At 46.4% G+C, this 22,794-nt stretch carries 16 protein-coding genes; 6 read left to right on the top strand and 10 right to left on the bottom strand.

The window, feature by feature from the left end; all coding sequences use genetic code 11:
• Positions 1–26: 26 nt before the first annotated feature.
• The gene (locus tag GWR21_RS26365) at positions 27–905 is read right to left on the bottom strand and encodes an AraC family transcriptional regulator (RefSeq protein WP_162334701.1); all 879 of its coding nucleotides are present in this window, start codon (positions 903–905) and stop codon (positions 27–29) included.
• Between the two features lie 280 nt (positions 906–1,185).
• On the opposite strand from GWR21_RS26365, the gene GWR21_RS26360 reads away from it, so the two are divergent.
• From GWR21_RS26360 to GWR21_RS26345, 4 genes are all read left to right on the top strand, one after another.
• Complete coding sequence (locus GWR21_RS26360) at positions 1,186–2,028, top strand: oxidoreductase (RefSeq protein ID WP_162334700.1); 843 nt, start codon at positions 1,186–1,188, stop codon at positions 2,026–2,028.
• A 12-nt stretch (positions 2,029–2,040) separates the two neighbouring features.
• On the top strand, positions 2,041–2,541 hold the full coding sequence (locus GWR21_RS26355) for a DinB family protein (protein ID WP_162334699.1): 501 nt from the start codon (positions 2,041–2,043) through the stop codon (positions 2,539–2,541).
• A 27-nt stretch (positions 2,542–2,568) separates the two neighbouring features.
• Positions 2,569–3,585 carry an NADPH-dependent aldehyde reductase Ahr gene (ahr, locus tag GWR21_RS26350; protein WP_162334698.1) on the top strand — a complete coding sequence of 339 codons (1,017 nt, stop codon included), beginning with the start codon at positions 2,569–2,571 and terminating at the stop codon, positions 3,583–3,585.
• Between the two features lie 190 nt (positions 3,586–3,775).
• Positions 3,776–6,091: a tetratricopeptide repeat-containing sensor histidine kinase gene (locus GWR21_RS26345; RefSeq protein WP_162334697.1), complete on the top strand. Its 2,316-nt coding sequence runs from the start codon at positions 3,776–3,778 to the stop codon at positions 6,089–6,091.
• Here the strand turns inward: GWR21_RS26345 and GWR21_RS31615 are convergent.
• A complete protein-coding gene (locus GWR21_RS31615) occupies positions 6,088–8,052 on the bottom strand; it encodes a sigma-54 dependent transcriptional regulator (RefSeq protein WP_162334696.1) in 1,965 nt (654 codons plus the stop codon). The two genes, GWR21_RS26345 and GWR21_RS31615, sit on opposite strands and share 4 nt — an antisense overlap.
• A gap of 11 nt (positions 8,053–8,063) precedes the next feature.
• Complete coding sequence (locus tag GWR21_RS26335; RefSeq protein WP_162334695.1) at positions 8,064–8,882, bottom strand: sensor histidine kinase; 819 nt, start codon at positions 8,880–8,882, stop codon at positions 8,064–8,066.
• 52 nt (positions 8,883–8,934) lie between these two features.
• Between GWR21_RS26335 and GWR21_RS26330 the strand changes: the two genes are divergently transcribed.
• Together GWR21_RS26330 and GWR21_RS26325 are read left to right on the top strand one after the other, a co-directional pair.
• Positions 8,935–9,171, top strand: a complete 237-nt coding sequence (locus GWR21_RS26330; protein ID WP_162334694.1) for a hypothetical protein — start codon at positions 8,935–8,937, stop codon at positions 9,169–9,171.
• A gap of 158 nt (positions 9,172–9,329) precedes the next feature.
• Positions 9,330–10,403 (top strand): class I fructose-bisphosphate aldolase, encoded by a 1,074-nt coding sequence (locus GWR21_RS26325; RefSeq protein ID WP_162334693.1) that lies wholly within the window; start codon positions 9,330–9,332, stop codon positions 10,401–10,403.
• 75 nt (positions 10,404–10,478) lie between these two features.
• Here GWR21_RS26325 and GWR21_RS26320 read toward each other — a convergent pair whose 3' ends face one another.
• The 7 genes from GWR21_RS26320 to GWR21_RS26290 all read right to left on the bottom strand — a co-directional run bounded on the left by GWR21_RS26320 (position 10,479) and on the right by GWR21_RS26290 (position 22,779).
• Complete coding sequence (locus GWR21_RS26320; RefSeq protein ID WP_162334692.1) at positions 10,479–13,091, bottom strand: outer membrane beta-barrel protein; 2,613 nt, start codon at positions 13,089–13,091, stop codon at positions 10,479–10,481.
• Between the two features lie 270 nt (positions 13,092–13,361).
• A complete protein-coding gene (locus GWR21_RS26315; protein WP_162334691.1) occupies positions 13,362–13,943 on the bottom strand; it encodes an RNA polymerase sigma factor in 582 nt (193 codons plus the stop codon).
• A 108-nt stretch (positions 13,944–14,051) separates the two neighbouring features.
• On the bottom strand, positions 14,052–14,606 hold the full coding sequence (locus GWR21_RS26310) for a hypothetical protein (RefSeq protein WP_162329738.1): 555 nt from the start codon (positions 14,604–14,606) through the stop codon (positions 14,052–14,054).
• 70 nt (positions 14,607–14,676) lie between these two features.
• Entirely contained in the window at positions 14,677–15,708 is a 1,032-nt protein-coding gene (locus tag GWR21_RS26305; RefSeq protein ID WP_162334690.1) for a PorP/SprF family type IX secretion system membrane protein, read from the bottom strand.
• A gap of 34 nt (positions 15,709–15,742) precedes the next feature.
• Complete coding sequence (locus tag GWR21_RS26300; protein ID WP_162334689.1) at positions 15,743–17,536, bottom strand: OmpA family protein; 1,794 nt, start codon at positions 17,534–17,536, stop codon at positions 15,743–15,745.
• Between the two features lie 38 nt (positions 17,537–17,574).
• Positions 17,575–18,582, bottom strand: coding sequence for a PorP/SprF family type IX secretion system membrane protein (locus tag GWR21_RS26295; RefSeq protein WP_162334688.1), 1,008 nt, complete (start codon positions 18,580–18,582; stop codon positions 17,575–17,577).
• 21 nt (positions 18,583–18,603) lie between these two features.
• On the bottom strand, positions 18,604–22,779 hold the full coding sequence (locus GWR21_RS26290; RefSeq protein ID WP_162334687.1) for a PKD domain-containing protein: 4,176 nt from the start codon (positions 22,777–22,779) through the stop codon (positions 18,604–18,606).
• Between the last annotated feature and the right edge of the window lie 15 nt (positions 22,780–22,794).

Here is a 22,794-nt window from a genome sequence, read left to right as displayed (position 1 = left end):
TATAGATGTTTAACTATTGATGCCTTTTAAGCGGCTACCTGCCGCCGGAAATCTGAATACCGCTTACCGGTGAACTTCTTAAAGAACTTACTGAAGTGAGACGCATCTTCGAACCCTATCCGGTAAGCAATTTCCTTCAAACTAAGCTCCGTATACATGATCAGCCGTTTTGCTTCTGTTACAATGCGTTGTTGTATACAGTAGCTGGTTGTGAACCCGCAACTTCGCTTCACCAGTTCATTCAGATAAGCTGGTGTAACAGCGAGCATATCTGCATAATCAGCCGGCATTTTCATGGTCGTAAATGAGTGCTCCAGCAAACTAAAAAAACGTCTTACCAATGGAGAACACTTGCCGTAATTGATATCATTACTATCTGTATTGAGGCGGCTCACATAGAGAATAAAGATCCGGAACAGACTTCTGATCATCTCATCTCTTAAATCAGAACAGGAGTGATATTCCTCCCATATCTGCAACGCTATCTCAGCTATAGGCAATAATGCCGCAGGCGTAACAGGTATCGTGTAATGTTCATTAAAACCGGGATGCAGATGAGGGAGTATAATACCAGGTGCTCCCGCTGCCAGTTGCAGGAAGTCATAACTAAATGATAAAACAAAACCGCTGGTCATCTCGTCAGGTACAACACGGCAGAACTGCCCGGGCCTGATCACGGCAATATGCCCCGTGTCTATCTTCAGACTGTCCGATCCTATATCACAATAGCAAGCGCCCTGCGTAAGCAGTATCACCTTGTAATTGTTACTATGAGCAGTTCTGTCAAAGTGCTGATGCTCCTCCCCCCCTATTTCATCGACAGCAAATGAAAAATCCTTCAGCTGGTATTTATCGATGGCGAGGTCAATCGTCAGATCGGTCGCAAATGTTTGTCTCCTGTTCATGATTCCTGAATTTTTATATACCCATACCTGTACCTCAGGGTTCCGAATAATATGCCAGGAGGACCAAACATTGGCTATCAACAACTTACATTCAATTCCATTTTCCAGATCAGTGATATTTCGCTGATAACACTGTTTTTCGTCGCTGATACGCGCTCTTTCTTTATAGCTGTAGCGATACATACCTTTTTCGCGCCTATCTGTACATTGACCCGGTTATACACTGCTGTTAATTTTGATACTGGTATTGAATCTTCATCTATCTCAAATCATTATCTCCATGGCATCACAGAAAACATTAATGATCACCGGCGCCTCTAAAGGCTTCGGTCTGGAAATAACAAAAGCTGCACTGGCAGCAGGTGACAAGGTCATTGCAACCGTACGTTCAGGCGCTGCAGAACTGGTTACAGCGTTAGGACACCCTGATACACTGGCAGTAGTAACAATGGACGTTACAAATGAAGCACAGGTAAAAGCTGCCGTAGCGGAAGCACTTGGCAAATTTGGACAGATTGATGTACTCATCAACAATGCCGGCTACGGCTTATTGGCGGGAGTTGAAGAAGCGTCAGATGTAGAAGTCAGAAAACAGTATGATACCAATGTATTTGGTCTGCTGAATGTGACACGCGCCGTTTTGCCTGCTATGCGTCAACGCAGATCAGGTCACATTATTAACATCTCATCCCTGTTCGGATATGATGCGATTATCGGATGGGGCATATATGGCTCCACAAAATTTGCCGTGGAAGGCATTTCAAAAGGCCTTGCCCAGGAAGTAGCACCATTAGGTATACATGTAACAGCGTTAGCTCCCGGACTATTCAGCACCGACTTTCTTGGCAAAGCTTCCTATCAGGAAAGCGCTAATAAGATAGCGGACTATGATGAAACCGTTGGACAGGTCAGGCATGTACCGGAGCAGTTCCACGGACAGCAACCCGGCGATCCGGTAAAACTGGCCCAGGTAGTTATTCAGATAGCACACACCGCACAACCGCCACTACACCTTCCGGTGGGTACTGATGCGGTGGAAATGCTCAAAAACAACGCGGCAAAAATGCTGGAAGAATCTGCACGCTGGCAGGAAGTATCATTCAGTACTGATCACAGAAAATAAACATACCAGGACATGTATTACAGCATAAACGTATTCATCGAAGACTGGCAGTTCGAAGTACATAAGACACTCAGCGTATTTTCACTACTGACAGACGAAACAAAAAGCATAAGAGTACATGACAATGTACGCACGCTGGAGCGACTGGCCTTTCATATTCCCCAGGTGATAGGAGACATCGGCTTTCAGACCGGATTATTTGATACAAACGAGCTGGCCGGACAAACTACACCAGCAGCATTGTCACACATTACCGAGCTGTATAAAGACTATCATCTACGCATGACAACTGCCGTAAACGAACGCTGGCACGATGACATGCTGGATAACACAGTATTGCTATTTGGCAAAAACTGGAAGAGAGGAGATGTATTATCCCTGCTCGTACAACATGAAATTCATCATCGAAGTCAGATGGGCATCATCATGCGCATACTTAACCTGCCAGTACCTGAATTATATGGACCGGTAAGAGAAGACTGGATTAAAATGGGACTTCCCATTGCAGAATAAAACATCTATTTATAATAACATCAACATATGGCAACTGTTCAGGCGTGGGCTCAAATGGAGCCACATGGTAAACTACAACCGTTTACCTACGAATTATCACCCGTTTCAGCGGAAGAAGTAGAAATAGTTATAGAGAACTGCGGTTTGTGTCATACAGACATTACTGCGCTCCAGGGAGGATTTGGTTTACCCTATCCATTGGTAGCAGGTCATGAGATCACCGGCAGGATCGTGGCACTGGGTGATGTGGCTAAAACCAAGGGACTATCTATCGGACAGACAGTCGGTATAGGCTGGAACAAGGAAAGCTGCGGACACTGTGATCCTTGTCTGAATGGCGATGCCCATTTATGCACAAGATTAAAAGCAACGATACTGGGTAGCCACGGCGGATTTGCGAATCGTATCAAGGCGCATTGGTTGTGGGTAATACCCGTGCCGGAAGGACTGAATGCAGCGGATGCGGGTCCATTGTTCTGTGCTGGTATCACGGTGTTTTATCCGTTACTTGAATATGGTGTAAAGGCGACAGATAAAGTGGCCGTGATCGGTGTAGGCGGATTAGGGCACCTGGCCGTACAATTCGCTCATGCATGGGGTGCGGAAGTAACAGCGTTTTCTTCTTCTCCGGCAAAATATGACGAAGCAAAGAAGCTGGGCGCTGACCATATAGTATCCAGCAGGAATACTGAAGAGTGGGAAAGCCTGAAAGGTCATTTTGACCTGATCATCGTTACGGTGGGAGTGACACTGGAATGGGATAAGATCATTGCCATGCTGTCTCCGAAAGGACGCCTGCACTTCGTAGGTATTCCATTTGAATCCATTCCTGTATCTGTATTATCATTACTTGTCCCGCAGACAGCTATATCTGCGTCTCCTGCGGGCTCCAGGAGCGCTTTTGATAAGATGCTTCGCTTTGCTGCAAGACACAATGTACGTGCAATGGTAGAACATTTTCCGATGAGCCGGATCAATGAAGCCATTGAACACCTGGAGTCTGGTAAAGCGACATACCGTGTTGTTTTAGATGTAGATCTATAAGAGTGAGTGCGCAATGCCATCCGTCTTCTGGCGGATGGCCATTATTGTCTTATTTATGGTAATCATTGTGGCTATTACGGTTTAGCATCCCGTCCCCTACCATTGGATAGCTGTTTTCTTACGTATTCTTTCATGATTTTGACTAAGTTTGCTGGCGACTACCATTATCTTCCTACACAATGTCATATTCATGCCTGGAATACTGCCAAGATATTATGCTGTTATTATGCTGGTGCTATGCACGATGACCGGATATACACAACAACAAGCCGATAATAAAGAGAAAGAATTACTCCGGCAACTGGGAGATACGAAAGCAGATAGCGCCCGGGTGATACGTTTACTGGAAACCGGCAGCTATTATGTCAATAAGCCGGGAGAGGAAACAGGGGACATGCATAAAGCCCTGGCATATTGCCGGCAGGCGCTTGACCTTTCAAACAAAACAGGTTTTACCCGGGGAGAAGGTGGCGCCTATGCATTAATGGCACAGATATACCGGGAAAAAGGAGACCGGAAGACAGGAAAAACCTTCGCAGAGAAAGCACTTACCTTCTTTAAAAACACCACCGTTGCCTCTCGGGAAGCTGCGGCTGCCTGGATGGAAATGTCCCAATACTACACCATCGACAACGATAGCGACATCGCGGAAAAAGTACGATTATATAAGAATGCTGTAGACATACTAAAGGTAACTGCTCCCAATACCATTCAACTGGCCGATGCGCTAAAATTCATGGGAGACCTATATGGACTTCAGGCGGAATACCCCTTAGCCCTGACATTACTGAAAGACGCGCTGGACATTTATCATGCACATCATAAAACAGATATCCAGGATATATTAAGCCTGCTTGGACAGATGTCAGTGCAGGTCGGGCAACTGAAAGAAGGGCTCAATTACCAGCTCCAGGCTGTCAGACTTGCCGAACAGGCGAAGGATAGTACGGGTACCGCCATGGCGTTGTACAACAGACTGGGTTATATTTACAACTCCCTCAATAAACTGCCTGAATCAGTATCAAGTTATGAAAAGTCATTGCAGATCGCAAAAAGAAACCATGATACAAGTGCTATTTTGGTCTTAAGCAGTAACATCGCCTGGTCAAACATCAGGATGCAGCAGGAACGCAAAGCGATCAGGATCATCAAAAGCGCACTGGACACCTATCCGGTAAAAGACACCGCCATCTACATTCATATTGTCACTACGATGATGGAAGCCTATACCTCCCTGAAAGAATATGACGAATCAGCATATTATTACAATCGTTTGCTGCCGAATGTAAGAAACACGCACTCAACGGAGCCTTACATTCTTAACTTCCAGTATGCCGCCATTAACCTGTTTCTGGCCAAACATGATCTTCCTGGAATAGCACCGCACGTTGCCTGGCTGAACGAACTAAGCAAGCAAACGACTGACCTAAGAAAACTCGGGGCGATACAACGCTATCTGTTCCTCGCCGATTCTGCCAACGGTAATTATGTACAGGCCATACAGCATTATCAGCGATATAAAAGACTCTTCGACTCAATAGGTGACAGGAACCATGATAAACAGATTGCACAAATGGAGTTGCAGTTTCAGACGGAGAAAAAAGACCTGGATATTGCTAATAAAGCGAAAGATATACAATCTCTGCAACAAAAGAATGAGCTCCAGCAAAGAACCCTGCGTAGTGAAGCGATCTCCCGTAGCCTGTTAATAGCCGCTCTCATCCTCGTCATACTGTTACTGGCTGTGGGATATAGCAGATACCGGCTGAAGCAACAGGCGAATAAACAGCTGGAGGAAAAACAAACAGCCATCAACCTGCAAAACGAATCCCTCAAACAGCTGGTCAACGAACGTGAATGGCTGCTCAAGGAAATCCACCACAGGGTAAAAAACAATCTGCAAATCGTTATTAGTCTGCTTAACTCACAGTCTGTATACCTGGAAGACAATGTAGCACTTAGTGTGATAAAAGAAAGTCAGCATAGAATGAACTCTATTTCACTCATTCATCAGAAACTCTATCAGGGCACTAATCTTTCAGGAATCGATATGCGTGATTACATTTACGAACTGGTGTTATATCTGCAGGACAGTTTTGATACCAGGGGAAGGATCGCATTCCTGCCAGATGTTGACAGGACCGTACTGGACGTATCGCAGGCAGTACCACTGGGGCTGATATTGAATGAGGCGATCACCAACGCCATTAAATATGCCTTCACTGACCAGGAAGAACCGAAGATCTTTATATCACTGAAACAATCGGATGATCATACCCTGATGATGACAGTACGGGACAATGGCAAAGGACTACCCGATGACTTTGATATCAACACCTGTACATCATTGGGGGTAAACCTGATGCAGGGCCTGGCCAAACAACTTGGTGGAAAACTCGAAATGAGGAATGACAAGGGGGTGCATATGCATATCTTCCTGCAAAAGATCAACCTGTTATCAACACGGGACAATGGTACTACCAATGAATACCAGGTAAATATCTAGTCCCTGATGTGAAAATCTTTTTTGATGCCCAGTTTTCTGATCCTGGAATTTAATGTACTTGGTGGCAATCCCAGTATTTCCGCTGCCCCACCGGTACCACATACCTTCCCTTTACAGGCTTTCAGTACATGCAGTATATGATCGATCTCCATTTCTTCCATGGTTTTGATCCTGTTCCCTTCTATGGATGAAGTCTGCAATACGGGTTTCTCTCCCGTTGATCTGGGTAATATGATCTGCTTTAGCACAGAGCCGCTGGTCATCAGCAAACTTCTTTCCATCAGGTGTTCCATTTCGCGGATATTACCCGGCCAGTCATACACCTGCAACTGCTTCATCGCCTCCGGACTGATCGTAGTTACACTACGTCCCAGTTTCTCAGACAGCTTATCCACAAAATGCTGTGCCAGCAGGGGAATATCTTCCTTTCTTTCTCTCAGCGGGGGCAACTCCACCGGGAAAACATTCAGACGATAGTACAGGTCCAGCCGGAAACGCCCCTCCGCTACTTCTTTATCCAGGTTTCTGTTGGTAGCAGCAATCACTCTCACATCGACCTTAATGACCTTACTACCACCTACCCTTTCAAATTCCTTTTCCTGCAATACGCGGAGTAACTTCACCTGTGACTCTATGGGCAGTTCTCCTATTTCATCCAGGAAGATAGTGCCACCATCGGCCAGCTCAAATTTTCCGGCACGTTTATCCGTAGCGCCGGTAAACGCGCCTCTTTCATGACCGAACAGTTCCGATTCTATCAGTTCCGAAGGCAATGCGGCACAGTTCACCGTCACCAATGGTTTGTTCTTACGTGGAGACTGCTTATGGATACAACGGGCAATCAGTTCTTTACCAGTACCGCTTTCGCCTAATATTAATACGGAGCTGGGCGCAGCAGACACCATGTTGATGCTTTGTAATATGTGCAGGAAAACCGGACTACGACCAATTATACCTTCAAATAAAGGAGCTTCGTTACCTGGAGAAATTCTCTCGGCACGTTTCTTCGCCATTACACGGGAGAAGGCGGTATCCGGCTTCTGCTGGATCTGAGCCAACAGTTGACAGATGGTATTTTCCATTTTCACCAGCAGTGCCAATTGCTCTTCCGTATACGCCTCTGACTCACGGCTGAAAAATGAAACAACCGCTGCGCTACCGTCGGGCAAAGTAACTGCGATGGCTAGTCTCGCATGTAACCTGAGATGTGCACTCAGTTTTTTCTCCCATACTTTGTCGGCTATCCAGTGGGTGAAATCATCTTCATTCTGAAACCCGCTCTGCAGTTCTTCAAGCAGCTCAATCTTTGCAGGAAGTACCAAAGATCTTTCCAGCCCCAGGCTCTTACTTAAATCGGTCTGTTCGAGTGGCTGATATTCTTCATAGCCGGAACGGAGAAAACTATATTCGTCCAGCGTATTCGGCCTTTTACCCGCGATCGTGATATTGAAGTAATCAAATGGCACGAAAGTGTTTAATGCGCCGGGGATACGGGCTATCCGGTCGGCCAGTTCAAAAGGAGCATCTATAATATGCTGCAGTTGTTTCCGCATCAGCTGCTCCCTTTGCACAGCCATTTGCAGATTATTCTGATGTTTATATCGTGCGATATCGAGCATGATGAGCAGGTCCTTTTCCCGGAAGGGTTTCACGAGGAAACCATATGGCCGGGTGGCTCTGGCGATTTCAAGAATATGCTGGTTCGTATTGGCAGAGATGTATATAAAGCCGATACCTCTTTGTCTGAGATACCCGGCAAGGTCGGTACCCAGTGATCCATCCTGCAGAAAGATATCCAGTAATACCCAGCTGGGTTTACTTTTCTCGATAATGGCCTTTGCTTCATCAACAGAAGCGGCAATACCGCAGATCGAGTAACCGGCTTTTGTCAACATCAGACGGAGGTCATTCCCTACAATAAATTCATCCTCTACGATCAGTATATTTTCTTTCATGGTCATTCTCGTATAAGTTAACTGTGATCAGGTAATCTGCCATCGTTCACAAACTCAAGTGTCACTCTAACACCGTTATCGTTCCGGATATCCAGGACACCTCTCATTTGTCTGCTCAGACCAGTCATCAGCATCAGGCCCATCGAAGTATCCGCATAAGCATTAAAATTATCCGGCAGTCCCACACCATTATCAGCGATCAGCAATGTATATTGGCTGGAGTGCGTGCTTTGCAGGGAAATGATCACATCTCCTCCCTTATCTGTGAAAGCGTGTCTCAGTATATTACTGAGAGCCTCCGTCATGATCAGTCCGAACGGTATGGCCATTGAAACATCGAGCTTTAAAGGTACCGTTTTCAGCTGGAAACCGATGTCGGTGTTTACTTCATATTCATCTTTAAGATAGCCCAGCAGTTCGATAATATACTGGGTAATATCTATTGTTGACAAAGCATCTTCCTGGTATAGCTTCTGGCATACCAGCGAAATGGCGAACATCCTGTGCTGGGTATTACGCACTGCCTGCCGTGCTTCTTTACCCGCCAGGAAAGTGTATTGTGTATTCAACAGACTGATGGCCATTTGAAGATTATTCTTTACCCGATGGTGCGTCTCTTCCATCAGCCAGTCCTTTTCTCTGGTGATATGTCCGAGATACCGGTCAAACTCATTGAGCTTGCACCGTAGTCCCTTCATCTCGGTGGTACGCTGTTTACCCTGCCACCATAAGCGCCCGATGATGATCATTGCTGTCAGTAACAGCACAGCGAGGCATACTATTGTGTACAGGGGATAGACATCCCTGCGTTCTAACGTGGCTCCCGGCTGCATCATGATGTGACTTTTTACGGAGATATTGGTTACCTGAATATAATTCAAAATAAAAATGTTACCAATTGACAACATATGGGCGCTCATTTCCATGAAATTCAGCGAGCTGATAACCTCTAATAAAGGACAGTCAGTATATCCGATACTTTATACCAGTTCGGGGCAGGAGACGCAACTGGAATGCCAGCATCACAACAAACTGACTATAAGCGAATTAAACAAAAAACAACTATCGGAGATCGGTTATATTTCGCTGATCGGCGAAATAACATCGTCGCCTGGCATTATTTAAAAACGCAATACACTGTTATTCAACAGCTTACTATTCTGGCACAAAACTGGCCCGATCTTTCTTCCTATCGCTATCCCACCTGTACACAGTTAACAAATACCATCGGCCAGGCGTTATTATTAAATATTCTTTCACCCAAAAATAAAAAGCGCAAAAACATGACTCCCGAAAAGATCACCAGCATATTAGGCGACGAAGCCCAGGACCTGCTTACTTACAGATGTACCAAAGTACCAAAAGAACGGTTGCACCTTCCATCGGCTGATTTTCTCGACCGGCATTTTGTGTTTTCCAACCGTACACCACAGACTTTAAGGAGTCTGTCCCAGTTATACAATCACGGGCGGCTGGCGGGTACAGGCTATGTGTCTATACTACCGATTGACCAGGGTATTGAACATAGTGGTGGTGCCTCCTTCGCTGCCAACCCTATGTATTTTGACCCGGAGAATATTGTAAAACTGGCTATTGAAGGCGGATGTAACGGCGTAGCCACCACTTTCGGCGGACTGGCACTCATGTCACGTAAGTATGCGCATAAGATCCCCTTCATTGTTAAGATCAATCATAATGAATTACTGACCTATCCCAACAGCTACGAACAGATCCTCTTTGGCACTGTCAGAGACGCCTGGGACCTGGGCGCAGTAGCGGTAGGTGCGACGATTTATTTTGGTTCTGCGGATGCACGCCGCCAGATCACAGAAATAGCTGCCGCATTTGAAGAGGCACATGCACTGGGAATGGCCACCATTCTATGGTGCTATCTGCGTAATGATGCATTCAAAACAGGTGGCAAGGATTATCATGTCGCCGCTGACCTCACAGGCCAGGCGAACCACCTGGGCGTCACCATACAGGCTGATATTATCAAACAGAAACTGCCTGAAAACAACGGTGGCTATAAAGCATTGAACATTGGCAACAGCAGTTACGGTAAGCTGGATGAAAGGATGTATACAGATCTTGCAACTGACCATCCAATCGACCTTTGCCGCTACCAGGTGTTAAACTGCTATAGCGGTCGCATAGGATTGATCAACTCGGGCGGAGCATCTGCCGGTGCAGGAGATCTGAAAGAGGCCGTAAAAACGGCTGTAATTAACAAACGCGCGGGCGGTATGGGACTGATATCGGGAAGGAAAGCATTCCAGCGTCCGTTTGAAGATGGGGTATCCCTGCTGCACACTATTCAGGATGTGTATCTGTCCAATGATATAGATGTCGCCTGATCTGTCGCTCATCAAAATAAAACAGCCGGGTATAGAGTATGTATACCCGGCTGCTGTCTATAGCTGATATGTCAGTTATTTCTTGTTCCCCTGGAATAAGCGGAGATCACACTGAAGGGAGAACATAAAATATCTGCCCAGTAGCCTGTTCTGTATTTCGGTGACGGTATTACCGTTAATGTATTGTGATAATCTGGATGTTTCATCCAGCAAATTAAATCCCTGCAGGCGGCAGGTCACTTTTCTCTTGAGGATAGTCTTTTCAACTGATGCATTCAATATCGCCGGATTAGCTGCTAATGCACCATTGAATCCACTGTTCAGCTGTTTGGAAAATTCGGCGGAGGCATTGAATGTTTTCAGAAAATAAACCTTCCCGTAAAAAGAAAAATTCCATGTACTGATGTTCGTGATACTGTTCTCCTGCAGTACATAGACGTTCCTGTTATAAGTGTAGGCGGCACCCCCCATCAGTTCAACCCATTCCAGCAGCATATTCATTTTAGCAGACTGATTTAACACCAGGTTCTGACCCGACTTACGCACATTATCCATGTACAGGATATTATTATTATAAGAATGATTACCGTCGAGGAAGAGATTGTATTTACCCTCTGCGAGGCGATGCGACCATCCATAGATAAAACGGAAATTATAATCACCATTAGCGTTCAGGAAACGGGTTTCCTGCTTTACGGTATTGAAACTATCCTTTACCAGTGAGACATTTGTTACCACTTTATCCTGTGTCAGGTTTGCCGATAAATGCAGAAACAGGGTATTCTCGCCTGCCTTCCGGTAGTTGAAGAAGAAGCCATGCCCCAGGGCGGGCCGCAAATCAGGATTACCGATCACCGGAAACTGCGCATTTGTCAGGTCAGGCACGGGCTGAAGCTGCTGATAGGCGGGAAACTGTACATTACCGGAATAGGAAAGGCTCATCATTGCCTGTTTAGGTAATTTATATTGTATACGAAACACCGGCACGAACTTATTATTGCGGACCACGGTCTTGTTAGCGCCACCTTCCATGATCAGACTGGATGGCTGCGTACGCAGACCCAATGTCAGGTCCCATTTCTGCCTGGCGTACCGGTAATTTAACTCCAGCTGGTGTTGTACCTGACTGTAGATGTAATGATTACTCAGGGAATCTATACGGTTAATCTTACCATCCTGGTTCATCCAGCGGGTTTCCTGTGTATTATCACTACGATTATAGTTAATGGCATATTTCAACTCAATACTATTAGACGAGTCGAGTGGCTCCACGTAGGAGAGCTGTGCATTGCCTGTAAAGTTATCGTTCTGTTTTTCAAGTAGCTGATGCAGTAATGAATCTTTCGCTATTGTACCATCTGTGTTGTAATATCGTAAGCTGTCGAGGCCATCCTGCAGGTTATTACTGTTCGTTGTATTGACGTATACACCGAGAGACAATACCCGACCCAGGTCTGAGAAACGGTGTGATCCGAAGACACCGGCCAGCAACGTCGGGCTTTTGTTTGTATTCAGGCTGGAAGTGATCTGGTCTTTACGCTGGAGGCCACTTTGTATAGCGCTGACCAGATTACCGTTGATATTGGTAATATCAGCGTAGTTCAGGTTGAAGTTATACATATCACCTTCACGGGGCTTATATTCGGCACCCACATTAATATTATAGGCATCTGCACGGCTGTCACTGATATTACTGTTAACGCTGGTCAGCGTACCCTCATCTGTTACTGTTTTAACGGTACTGAGACCATCCACCTTACTGGTGGTACGCGAGCCTGTTATACCAACGTTCGTGGAGAACTCCCTGGAGTAGTTTCCCCTGTAGTTAATATTGCCAGTAGAAGTAACGGTATTACCCACCTGAGAAGCCGTATTATTGGTATTACCGTTGACAGAGAGTTGTTGTTTTTCACTGAAATAGTTACCCAGTACGCTGGCATTATACCGGCTATCATTCCCTCCACCGGCAACTGCCTGCGCCTGGTATACCCTGTCCAGATCAGCTTTTGTCTGAATATTCAGTATTTTTTCGGGCTCTCCTACCTTTCTGCCCGTAGCGCGGGCCATGTCACCATAGTCGTCTATCAGCTGGACCTTATCGATCATGTCTACCGGCAATAAACGCGTCAGTGTCTTGATATCACTGATCATAAAATCCTTTCCGTTGATGCGGACCTTCATGATCTTTTTACCCATTGTCTGCACGTTTCCTTCCATGTCTACCTGCATACCCGGCAATCGCTTAAGGAGGTCTTCGGCAACGGCATTCTGTCGCAGCCGGTACTGGTCTGCGCGGTACTCAATCGTGTCTTCCCTGATCACAACGGGAGACATTTTACCTTTGACGACAATTTCTTTCAGTAAACTGGGTTTCATGGAAAGCTCGATCTGTGGGAGATCGATCTGTGAGCCTGCCTCTTTGAAAGAAAATTCCCTGTACCATGTCTCATACCCGATCAGGGTGACACGGAGATTAAATATTGGCTGGCGTACCTGTTGAAAAAAGAACCGGCCAGTCTCATTGCTGATCGTATGCATGGTGTCCCTCCCTGCAATCAGCCATATATTGGCGCCGATCATACTTTGTCCGGTGGTGTCTTTGATGGTACCCGACACATTATATGTTGTTTGTGCCAGCAGGGTTTGCAGGCTACAAAGGAAACAAATGAGCAGGAAAATCCTCTTCATAAGAAAATATGGAATTCAATTCAGACCTGTACAATGGATACTGCTGATTACGGGCTAACTGGCTAACGGGTTAAACTGAACCAAGCGGCTAACAACAAACAATTATGACTCCGGGTCTCCTGTAAAGTGGCAAAAGTATCCTACAGCTTTACGCTGATTTACCCTATCAATTTAGGATTTTTTGAGGAGATAGCCAGCAAAAAAAAGCGGGTACTGCACGCTGGCTGCGGTAAGGGAAAAAAAGTCGTATAAAAGCTCCTCATGGGGCTTTTATACGACTTCTGTAGTGACTTCCCGTTCCATCATTTTACGCATATTCATGACGGCGTACCGCACCCTGCCCAATGCGGTATTGATACCGACATTCACGATCTGTGCGATCTCTTTAAAGGACAGGTCGGCATAATATCTTAATATCAGGGCTTCACGTTGCGCTTCGGGGAGGCGATCGATGAGCATGTGTACAGATGCATGCGTTTCTTTGGTGATGATATGTTGTTCCTGACTTTCCACCTGCTGGTATATCTGATTGGAAATTTCATCTCTGTAGATAAGGGCAAAAGTTGGTGTTTTTTTACGAAAATGGCTGATACAACTGTTGTGGGCAATTCTGACTGCCCATGCTATAAAGCGGCTGTTATCAAGGTAATGGCCTTCATTGAAGGCGTTGATGATTTTGATGAACACATCCTGGAATAGATCTTCTGCCAGGCATCTGTCTTTTACCAACAGCATGATAGTTGTAAAGATCCGTTGCTTATGCCTGTGTACAAGCTCCGTAAACGCACGGTCATTGCCGGATTGGTACAATCTTATGAGTTCTTCATCTGTCAGATCACAATATCTTTTCATGTCATTATTTTTTTTAAAATACCGGGCAAAAAAGATGTTAAAAAACCGGCCGCTCTGGACAAAGCAGCCATCTTACATGTGGTTTTGATGGAGATGGTCATTAGTAAACTAGTTCTTCAGTCCGAAGTAAGCCTTTACTTCAGCATAGTTACCCCAGTTGATGCCTTTGGACACACGGCCCGCAACTGCACCCGGAATAATCACATATCTTACCTGATACCGCTTAACGCCAGTGCTGGCAGTTTGGGTACTTACGTTATAGTTACTGTAAAGAATCAGGGCACCTTCCTGCAGCACTTCTCTGATATAGAGGTCTCCCTGGATATAAGGAATAGAAGATACCACTGGTTCGTCAGCGATATACAGATTGAAGAATACCTTCACCACACCTGTTGTCAGTATGTCTTTAGTGATCTCAGGCACTTCCACGCCCCATGCAAATTCGTCGATTGTTGTATCCAGCGCGTATTCTGTATCTAACCAGTCAGAATAGATCAAAGTTGCAGCATCACCCTTGTCCCCCTTATCTCCTTTGTCACCTTTACTGCCATTTTCACCGGCAGGACCTGCAGGACCTACAGCACCGTCTTTTCCGCAGGAAGCCATACCGAGCATTAAAGAAAACATAACTGCGACAAAGAAATAACCGGAAATTCGTTTCATAAGTAATTGTTTGTTTGTGTTTGAATTAAGAGTTTGGTTTAGAATTTATTTTTGCGTCATTCCATCCTTATTAGAAATTATTCCGTGGACACAGATCACCATATCTGTTACCGATCAGGAAGCCGATCAGTATTTCGTGTGTCCCCTTACTCACTGCATTCAGTGAAGAAGTAGTGTAATCATAAGCATAGCCGATATTTACAGTAGAACTGATATTTACACCCAACATGGCTGCAAAACCATCCTTTACACGATAAGATCCGCCTACCCACATACGGTCACGGTACATGAACTTGGCATTCACGTCGTAACTGACAGGGGCTGCTGTAACCAGCCTGACCATCACAGAAGGCAGCATGGTGAAATCCTCACTCAGCCACAACCGGTAACCTCCCGAGAAAAACAGGTGCGGCACCAGCTCTCCCCTGTAGATAGAATCACCCACTACTTTACCATTATCATAGGTTAATTCCTGGGGAATGATATTCTGGGCCGCCGCACCTACATAAAAGTCAGGGCCATACAACAGTAGTCCTGCATTCACTTCGGGCCTCCACTTATTCAGCAGCTGACTGGATCCTACCACAGGATCTCCTGGTTGCTGGAATTGTAATTTGGCGGCATCCAGTGATACGGACTGCATACCGGCGGAGATCCCTCCACTGATGCTCAGTCGTGATGACAACGGAATATGATGCGCATACGTGGCGCTAATTGAGAACCTGTTCAACGGGCCGGTCCTGTCATTCAGTACGGTCATACCGACTCCCGCATGTGCGGGTGGTGTGGTGTATTCCTGCCAGTAGGCGCGGCCACGGGGATTATCTCCCGGAGGTGTTAACCCTGTTACACTGGCAACAGGATAATCGCTTTTACGCAGTGGACCATGTACTGTGAGATAGGTTGTCACCGGTGCACCATTGAGGCCAGTCCACTGATGACGGTGACTTGCCTTTACATCCCAGTAGTTTTCTATACCAGCCACTGCGGGGTTGATAATGAAAGGATTCAGGATGTACTGTGTATAGTGCGGCTGTTGTTGTGCATGTAAGCCCTGCGATAAGACTATCAGCAACAGCAGTAACAATGGTTTTATTCTCATAAGCTTTGTGTTTTTAGTGGTGTGCAATAGCTTACTACCGGCCGCTGATGATCCTGAACTCCGTTCTGCGGTTACGCGCACGGCCTTCAGGGTTATCAGAACCGTCAGGGTTTGTATTAGGCGCTACAGGGCGATTAGCTGCATAACCTTTGAACTGCAGACGGCTGCTTTCAATACCCTGACTTACCAGGTAATCCACACAGCTCTTCGCACGGGCGTCAGACAATTTTTCGTTCAGATCATTCGATCCTTTGCTATCTGTATGTGCACTCAGCTCAATCACAATAGCCGGATACTTTTTCAACATCGCTACCAGCCTGTCCAGTGAAGGGAACGACGCCGGCTGCAGATAAGATTCATTAAAGTCGTAGTACACATTTTCAAGCACAATAGGACCGTCTGTAGCTGGTGGCTCCAGCGCTACTACTGTTGTCGGTTCTGGCTTTGGTGCTGGTGGTGGCGGTGGTGGTGGTGGCACCACTTTCGTCAGTGAGAACAGCTCCAGGCAGCAGGCGGCATCTCTGTCGGAGGAGAGCCATACTGACTCAAGAATATTTTCCTTGCTGCCCTTGCTGGTGAAGTACATGTCGTCTTTCACTGAATTGACCGGGTAACCAAAATTCACCGGTGCTGACCATGCACCTGCAGAATCTTTTGAATAGAAGAAATCGAATCCTCCCATACCTACGCGGCCATCTGTAGAAAACACCAGCAGACCGGAAGCCGCATGATAGTAAGGTGCTTCTTCATTCCAGGCCGTATTGATCACCGGCCCCAGGTTCTTCGTATAAAACGGTTTTCCTTCTCCGTTCAGTTCAGCCTCCCAGAGATCGAAACCGCCGACGCCTCCCGGTCTGTCACTAGCGTATATCAGGCGTTTCCCATCAGGGGTTACAAAAGGCTGCTGAGAGCTAAAACCCGTTACATTCAACACCGTATCCAGCAATACCGGCTCGCTCCAAGTCTCACCTGTTCTCTGGCTGCTGTAAATGGCTGCACTTTTCTTGCCCTGCTTTACTGTCCAGCGGGTCAGGAAAAGGGTATTGCCATCTGGTGTCAGGGCGATCACTCCCTGATCAACATCCTTCGGCTGTGCGATCGTGAGCTGGCTCACCGTATCTGGCTGCCCCGTTGCATAGCTGGCACTATACAGGCGGTTAACAAACGCATGTCCTTTCGCATCTTTATCGGGCCTGGTAGAGGTAAATACCAGTACATTGTCTTTAAACCATACCGGTGCATAGTTCGCACCTACCGGATTGATCACGGAAGACGCCTTTTCCACCTTGTAAAGATTAAGGTCCGGCTTTGCCATTTCAGCAATGACAAAACGCAGGTTCTCCAATTCACGCTGTGCAGTAGCGCGGTAGTTATCTTCTGTTGTATACGTTTCCAGGAAGCTGGTAAATGCCTTTTCAGCCAGTTCGTGTCTGCCTAATGCACGAAGTGCTACTGCGTAATGATAACCGGCCAGTGGATAAACTGTCTTATCAAATGAAACAGCTTCCGCATACCAGGGTACAGCTTTGCTGTAATCGTGGAGCAGACGATAACTTTCTGCCAGTTTATAGATAGCCTGCTGTTCACTACTGACAGCAGCCAGCGACTTCTTTGAAGACTGTTGTGTATTATATGGTCTGTATGCTGCATCACTTACAATCTTTCTGGAACCAGCCAGATACTTTTCGTAATAGGGAGCAGCAGAGCTATATTCAGCATTCTTGTAGTAATAATCAGCTGATCTCAGGTAATTGTAAGCCACTGCCACCTGTGCTTTGCTGGCGTGGATTGCTGAAAACATTGCTACTGTAAGAAAAATACGTTTCATGTTCTTCTTTTGATACGTGTTGACGGATGAGGTTCAAATTAGAGACGCGGACAAACAAACTCTACTTCCTGTGATCTGAAGAGTTTTCTGCCAATGAAGGTGAGCGAGATTTCGAAACTGTTAGAGCCTCTTGCCATCTTACTCAGTTCCGAGGTATTGATATCGTAGCTCGCACCCAGTGTAAAGTTTCTATAAGTAAAACCAGCGTGTGTCGATATCGCGTCCTTGAACCTGTAGTTTACACCCAGCAGTACATCTGTAACAGGATTTACGAACAACTGTCCATAGGCACCCGCCATCTTTTCTTCTGCATTACCCTGTCTCAGGTAGAGAATATTAGGCGTAACGCTGATCGCGTCTGTAACAGCCAGTTTCACACCCGCATGACCTGTAAAACGCATCGGGAAACGGGCATCACCATTGGCACTGAACTGGTCCGTCGGACGGGTCAGGTGGGCAACGGAGAAACCACCGAAAATGTTATACTTCTTTCCTGGTTCAGCATCGTAGTACAGTACGCCAGCACCTGCATCAAATGAGGTGGCTGTCGTCTTGCTGAAGCCATCCGCACTTGGGGTACCCGGATTGTAACCAGTGATCGGGTTCCACTGATCCCCGAAGGTCAGTTTGGAAGCATCGAACTTACGCTGGATCATACCGAACTGTAAGCCAAACACCAGGCGGTGATAACCTTCTGCACCAAAGCGCACACCTGTGTAAGAGGCGCTTCCGTAAGCAGTCGTGTAATTGTACCCACCGTCACCTGCTTTCTGGTTCAGCACACTTGCACCAAAGTTGAATTGCTTGTTGGTTGTGAAATCAGCGGCCACACCATACGTCGTAAATGGATTGCTGATGTTTCCCCATTGGTTACGATAGATGGCGCCGATACGATACTGGCCATCAAATGCGCCGGTCAGTGCCGGATTAAGCCATGACGGATACACATAGTATTGGGAAAAATGCGGATCAGTCTGCGCTTTTGCTGTATTCCCTGTAAAGATCAGAAAGGGCAATACCAGGATGATAGATAGTATATTTCTCATTTTGGTCGATATTTTCAGATGTTATTGTAAAATGACTACATAGCCTGTTAATGGATTCGTTCCGTTTCTCAGTCTGATGACATAATAATAAGTGGCCTGTGGCAGTAATGCGCCTTTATAAGTGCCGTCCCATGGTGTCTTATATCCTTCGGAATAGTATACCCGCTGCCCGTAACGATTGAAGATTTCCACGGTACATTCTGCGTAATCCGCCAGATTCGTGATCACCCATCTGTCGTTGATCTGATCTCCATTCGGAGAGAATGCATTAGGTACAGTAACTGCCTTAAATACTTTTACGGAGGTTTCATCCGTTGCGATACAACCACCTTCTCCTATAGCGGTCAGTGTATATACCTGGTCTTCCATTGCTTTCAGCACTGGTCTCAGTACCGTAGGATCGGAGAGACCATTCGGAGGCGTCCAGCGGAATGAGAGTACGGTAGAATCATTGGCTGTCGGATTAAACCTTACCTGTGCGCCCTGGTTGACGATAAAGGATGGACCAGCGTCAATTACCGGTTGCAGATACACAACTACGTTGCTGGTGAATGGAACTGATACGCAACCTGCACCATTCGCTACCACCAGCTCTACAGGATAATTTCCTGGTTCTGTATAACGTTTTACCGGATTACGATCTGTTGAACTATTGCCATCACCGAAAGTCCATGCCCATGATACGATGTTGTTATTGGCATCCACACTTCTGTCAGTAAAAACGTTGTCAGTACCCTGACACAATGTATCAGGCGATACAGAGAAATCAGCTATAGGCCTGGTGTAAAAATCACTCAGGACTTTAGTAGTAGTGTCCACACAGCCATAAACAGATGTGGCGATCAGTGAAATGGTATAGCTACCTGCATGCTGATAGTTGTGCGACGGAGAAGCATCTGTTGACATACTACCATCACCGAACGCCCACTGGTAGGTCAATGCCGCCATATCAGGAATAGTCGTCTTATTTGTGAACTGCGCAGCGCCTTCCGGCATACAGATCTTCGTCGGCAACGTAAAGTCGGGAACCGGCAAAGCGTGCACTGCGATCGTTCTGGAAACTGTATCACTCACACAGCCGTTATCACTCACCACTACCAGTCTTGCAGTATAGTTCTTCCACGCAGTATATGTTTTAGTGAAAGCAGTATTGTCGTTGCGGGTCTCATTACTACCATCTCCGAAGGCCCATTTCCAGCTGGCAATAGTACCTGTAGTGATCGATGACTGATCTGCGAAGTTCACCGCTTCCCCTAAACAGATATTACCATTGACAGTAAATGCAGGCTGTGGTTTCGGATGAACGGTGATGGTCGCAGAGATAGAATCTGTACATCCACCCTGTGCAGTGAACACGTACCATATGGTATGGGTACCCGCACCAGCAGTCAGCGGACTGAATGCTCCGGCCGGTGACACACCTGGTCCCTTGTAAATACCCGTACCTGTTACACCATTTGTAACAGTGGCCTTTGCAACAGACACCGGTGATCTATCATTCACACACACTGCGGGTATGGAAGCACCAAACGTCAATGCGGGTTTCAGGTTGAAGACAGCCTGTGCAGTCGTATCCTTCATACAGCCTTCCGCGGTGGTAACAGTATATTTGATGCTATAGGTGCCATACTTTGAATAACTGTGTAGCGGATCTGCTATGGCAGCTGTATTGGGATTACCGGGTGTCGCGTTTGCATCACCGAAGTCCCATGCATAGGCGCTGATCGCCTGTCCGTCAGGAACCGTAGATGTACTGGTGAACTGCACCTCTCCTGTTGCCAGTAGACACGTATCCGGATAATCAAAACCCAGTACCGGCCTGGCATATACAGTCACCTGTTTGGTCACGGTATCACTCACGCACAGTTCACTGAGCTTTACAATATGAGAGATCGTATAGGTACCATATCTGCTGTAGTTAGCTGTTTGCGCCGTATCGGCATCAACAGCAACGACGGTATCATTACCGAAGTTCCAGTACCAGGTTTTCAACGGAGCAGTACCTCCGTATGTGGACTGGTCAGTAAGCTGTATGCTACCTCCCTCGCAGATGGCAGCAGGCGCTGTGGTAAAATCAGCTACCGGTTTATCAACCACAGTAACAGGGATGATCGTATCTGCCAGACATCCTTCTTTGGAAATAACATTCAGCTGAACATTATACGTTCCTATCGGGAACTTACGTTTCACGACTGCACCGCTATCCTGTACAGCGCCCGGGAATGTCCATCTCCAGCGGTCAATAGTGTAACCGCTTCCGCTGCTGTCAGCGCTGAAATAAGCAGTATCCAGCACACAGCCCGTAAATTCTGTAGCGAAAGAGGCGGTAGGTTTACGTTTTACATCTACAGATATCTTTACTTCTTCGGTATGATCACATTTCTCAATGCTTGGATGCGTATTGATAATTGGCACTTCATATTTACCGATAGTACTAAATAGGTAGGTACCTGGCAGTGTATACTTGTAGTAAGGCACACCATTTACCAGTTCTTCGCCCACCGGTACAGGATTCACCTGCGTAACGTCTGCGTTAGGTGTAACAACCGATCCCAGTTTGCTAATATTCCACTGCATTTCTGTAGGCTTATATGCCAGTAGCACTGACAGTTCAACCGGGGTCTGTGTACAGGTAAAATCATTTTTGAACGAAGAAGTATCGTGCTCGTTGTGGATCACCCCGATCACGTTCAGGTTATTAATGAGCGTACCTGCGTTATAACCGTAGCTCTCTACAGATCCCAAACCATAGGTGACTGCTGTGAACGCAGAATCACTCTGTACAGTACATTGTGCCTGAGTAGCGTTCCATCTCTTCACTACCACAGAATAACCGGGTTGACCAGGATGCGGCATTATGTAATTCCAGGCATTAGCAACGCCATCGATCATCAGCGTTTTGGTGCCCTCGGTAGGAATGATCATTGTGAGATAGTTCACATTGATACCCTCGCGGTTATTCCTGTAGAATCCGATCTTCTTAATGGACTGCTCTACCGGGCTGAGATACACCATTTCGGGGTCACCGTCGCCATTTGTATTGGGACAGGAACCTGCAGATGACATATACTGTGCTACCAGGATTGGTTTGTCCGCTTCAATATAATCAGGGGTATTACTTTCAAACTCATAAAAAGCGTTGTTCTGTAAACCGGTCAGCGGTACACCATTCCGTTTTACTATCGTCGTAGGATCTTTCACCACCACCTTATAGGGATTGGTCATGAAACTGCCGGGGGTATTATCGGCAGAACTGGAAGCGGTCAGATAACGTTTTCCCCAGGCCTGCGAGGGGAATACCTGCTGAATGTTATTATCGCCACTGGAACCAAAGCTGCCAGCACAGGCGATACTTGTACGGCTGCTACCGGAAAATACAGCTATCGGAAAACAGGTATCATTGGCATTGGCAACGGACCTCACTTTTGTACCTGTCATTTCATATCCGTCGCTACCTCCTAACGGAGCGCCTATCACCTGATAGATCTCACCTCTGTTCAGGGTCACTGTAAATGGAACACCTGGCAGTTTACCATTACGCGTAGGTACAGAAGGAGTGATCTCTACTACCGTATTATTCTCTTTTGCAACAACAAACATCCAGGAAAAGCAGTCGAAATCATAACTCTGCTGACTGTTCAGCGACACATAGTAATAGCCCCATGTTTCTTCCGGCATCAGCATCGTTGCACCGGAAGAGGCACTGCCGTAAATGTGTGCATAGGCAACAATAGGGACATCGCTGACAATATGGATCCCTTTTTTTATGAACAGTCCCTCTCCACCGGTGCCACCGAAAGTAGGTGGTACAGAATAAAGTCTCGCATCAAAAGCGCCGGTCTTAGGTATCTGATCTGTGGCGATAACAGTATTGGCAGGAATAGTATAAGATCTTGACCAGGTGGTACCATCAATTGTTACCGTAACGTTGGCAGGTTCCTCAGCACTCAGGTAGAGGACCATTTCCTGTGAGTTACCTCTGTTGGGTTCCATGAACTGGTGGTGGCCATATCCAACCCAGAAGCTCTTACCTCTGTTGGACAGGTCCTGTGCATAAGTTTGCAGACAGGTTAACAGGATTATTAAGGCAGCAGTAAGGCTGCGGAGCAACATGCTGCTGCTGTTGCTCCCGCCATAAGGCGGTGAGCAATAGCAAGCAAATTGTTGTTGGGTTGATCTGAATGTCCATTTCTCCATAAAACCAATTTTAGA

It is taken from the genome of Chitinophaga agri (assembly GCF_010093065.1).
In the GTDB taxonomy this organism is placed as follows: domain Bacteria; phylum Bacteroidota; class Bacteroidia; order Chitinophagales; family Chitinophagaceae; genus Chitinophaga; species Chitinophaga agri.
Note: the sequence above shows the minus strand (reverse complement) of the source record. Positions and strands in the feature narration are given on the sequence as shown.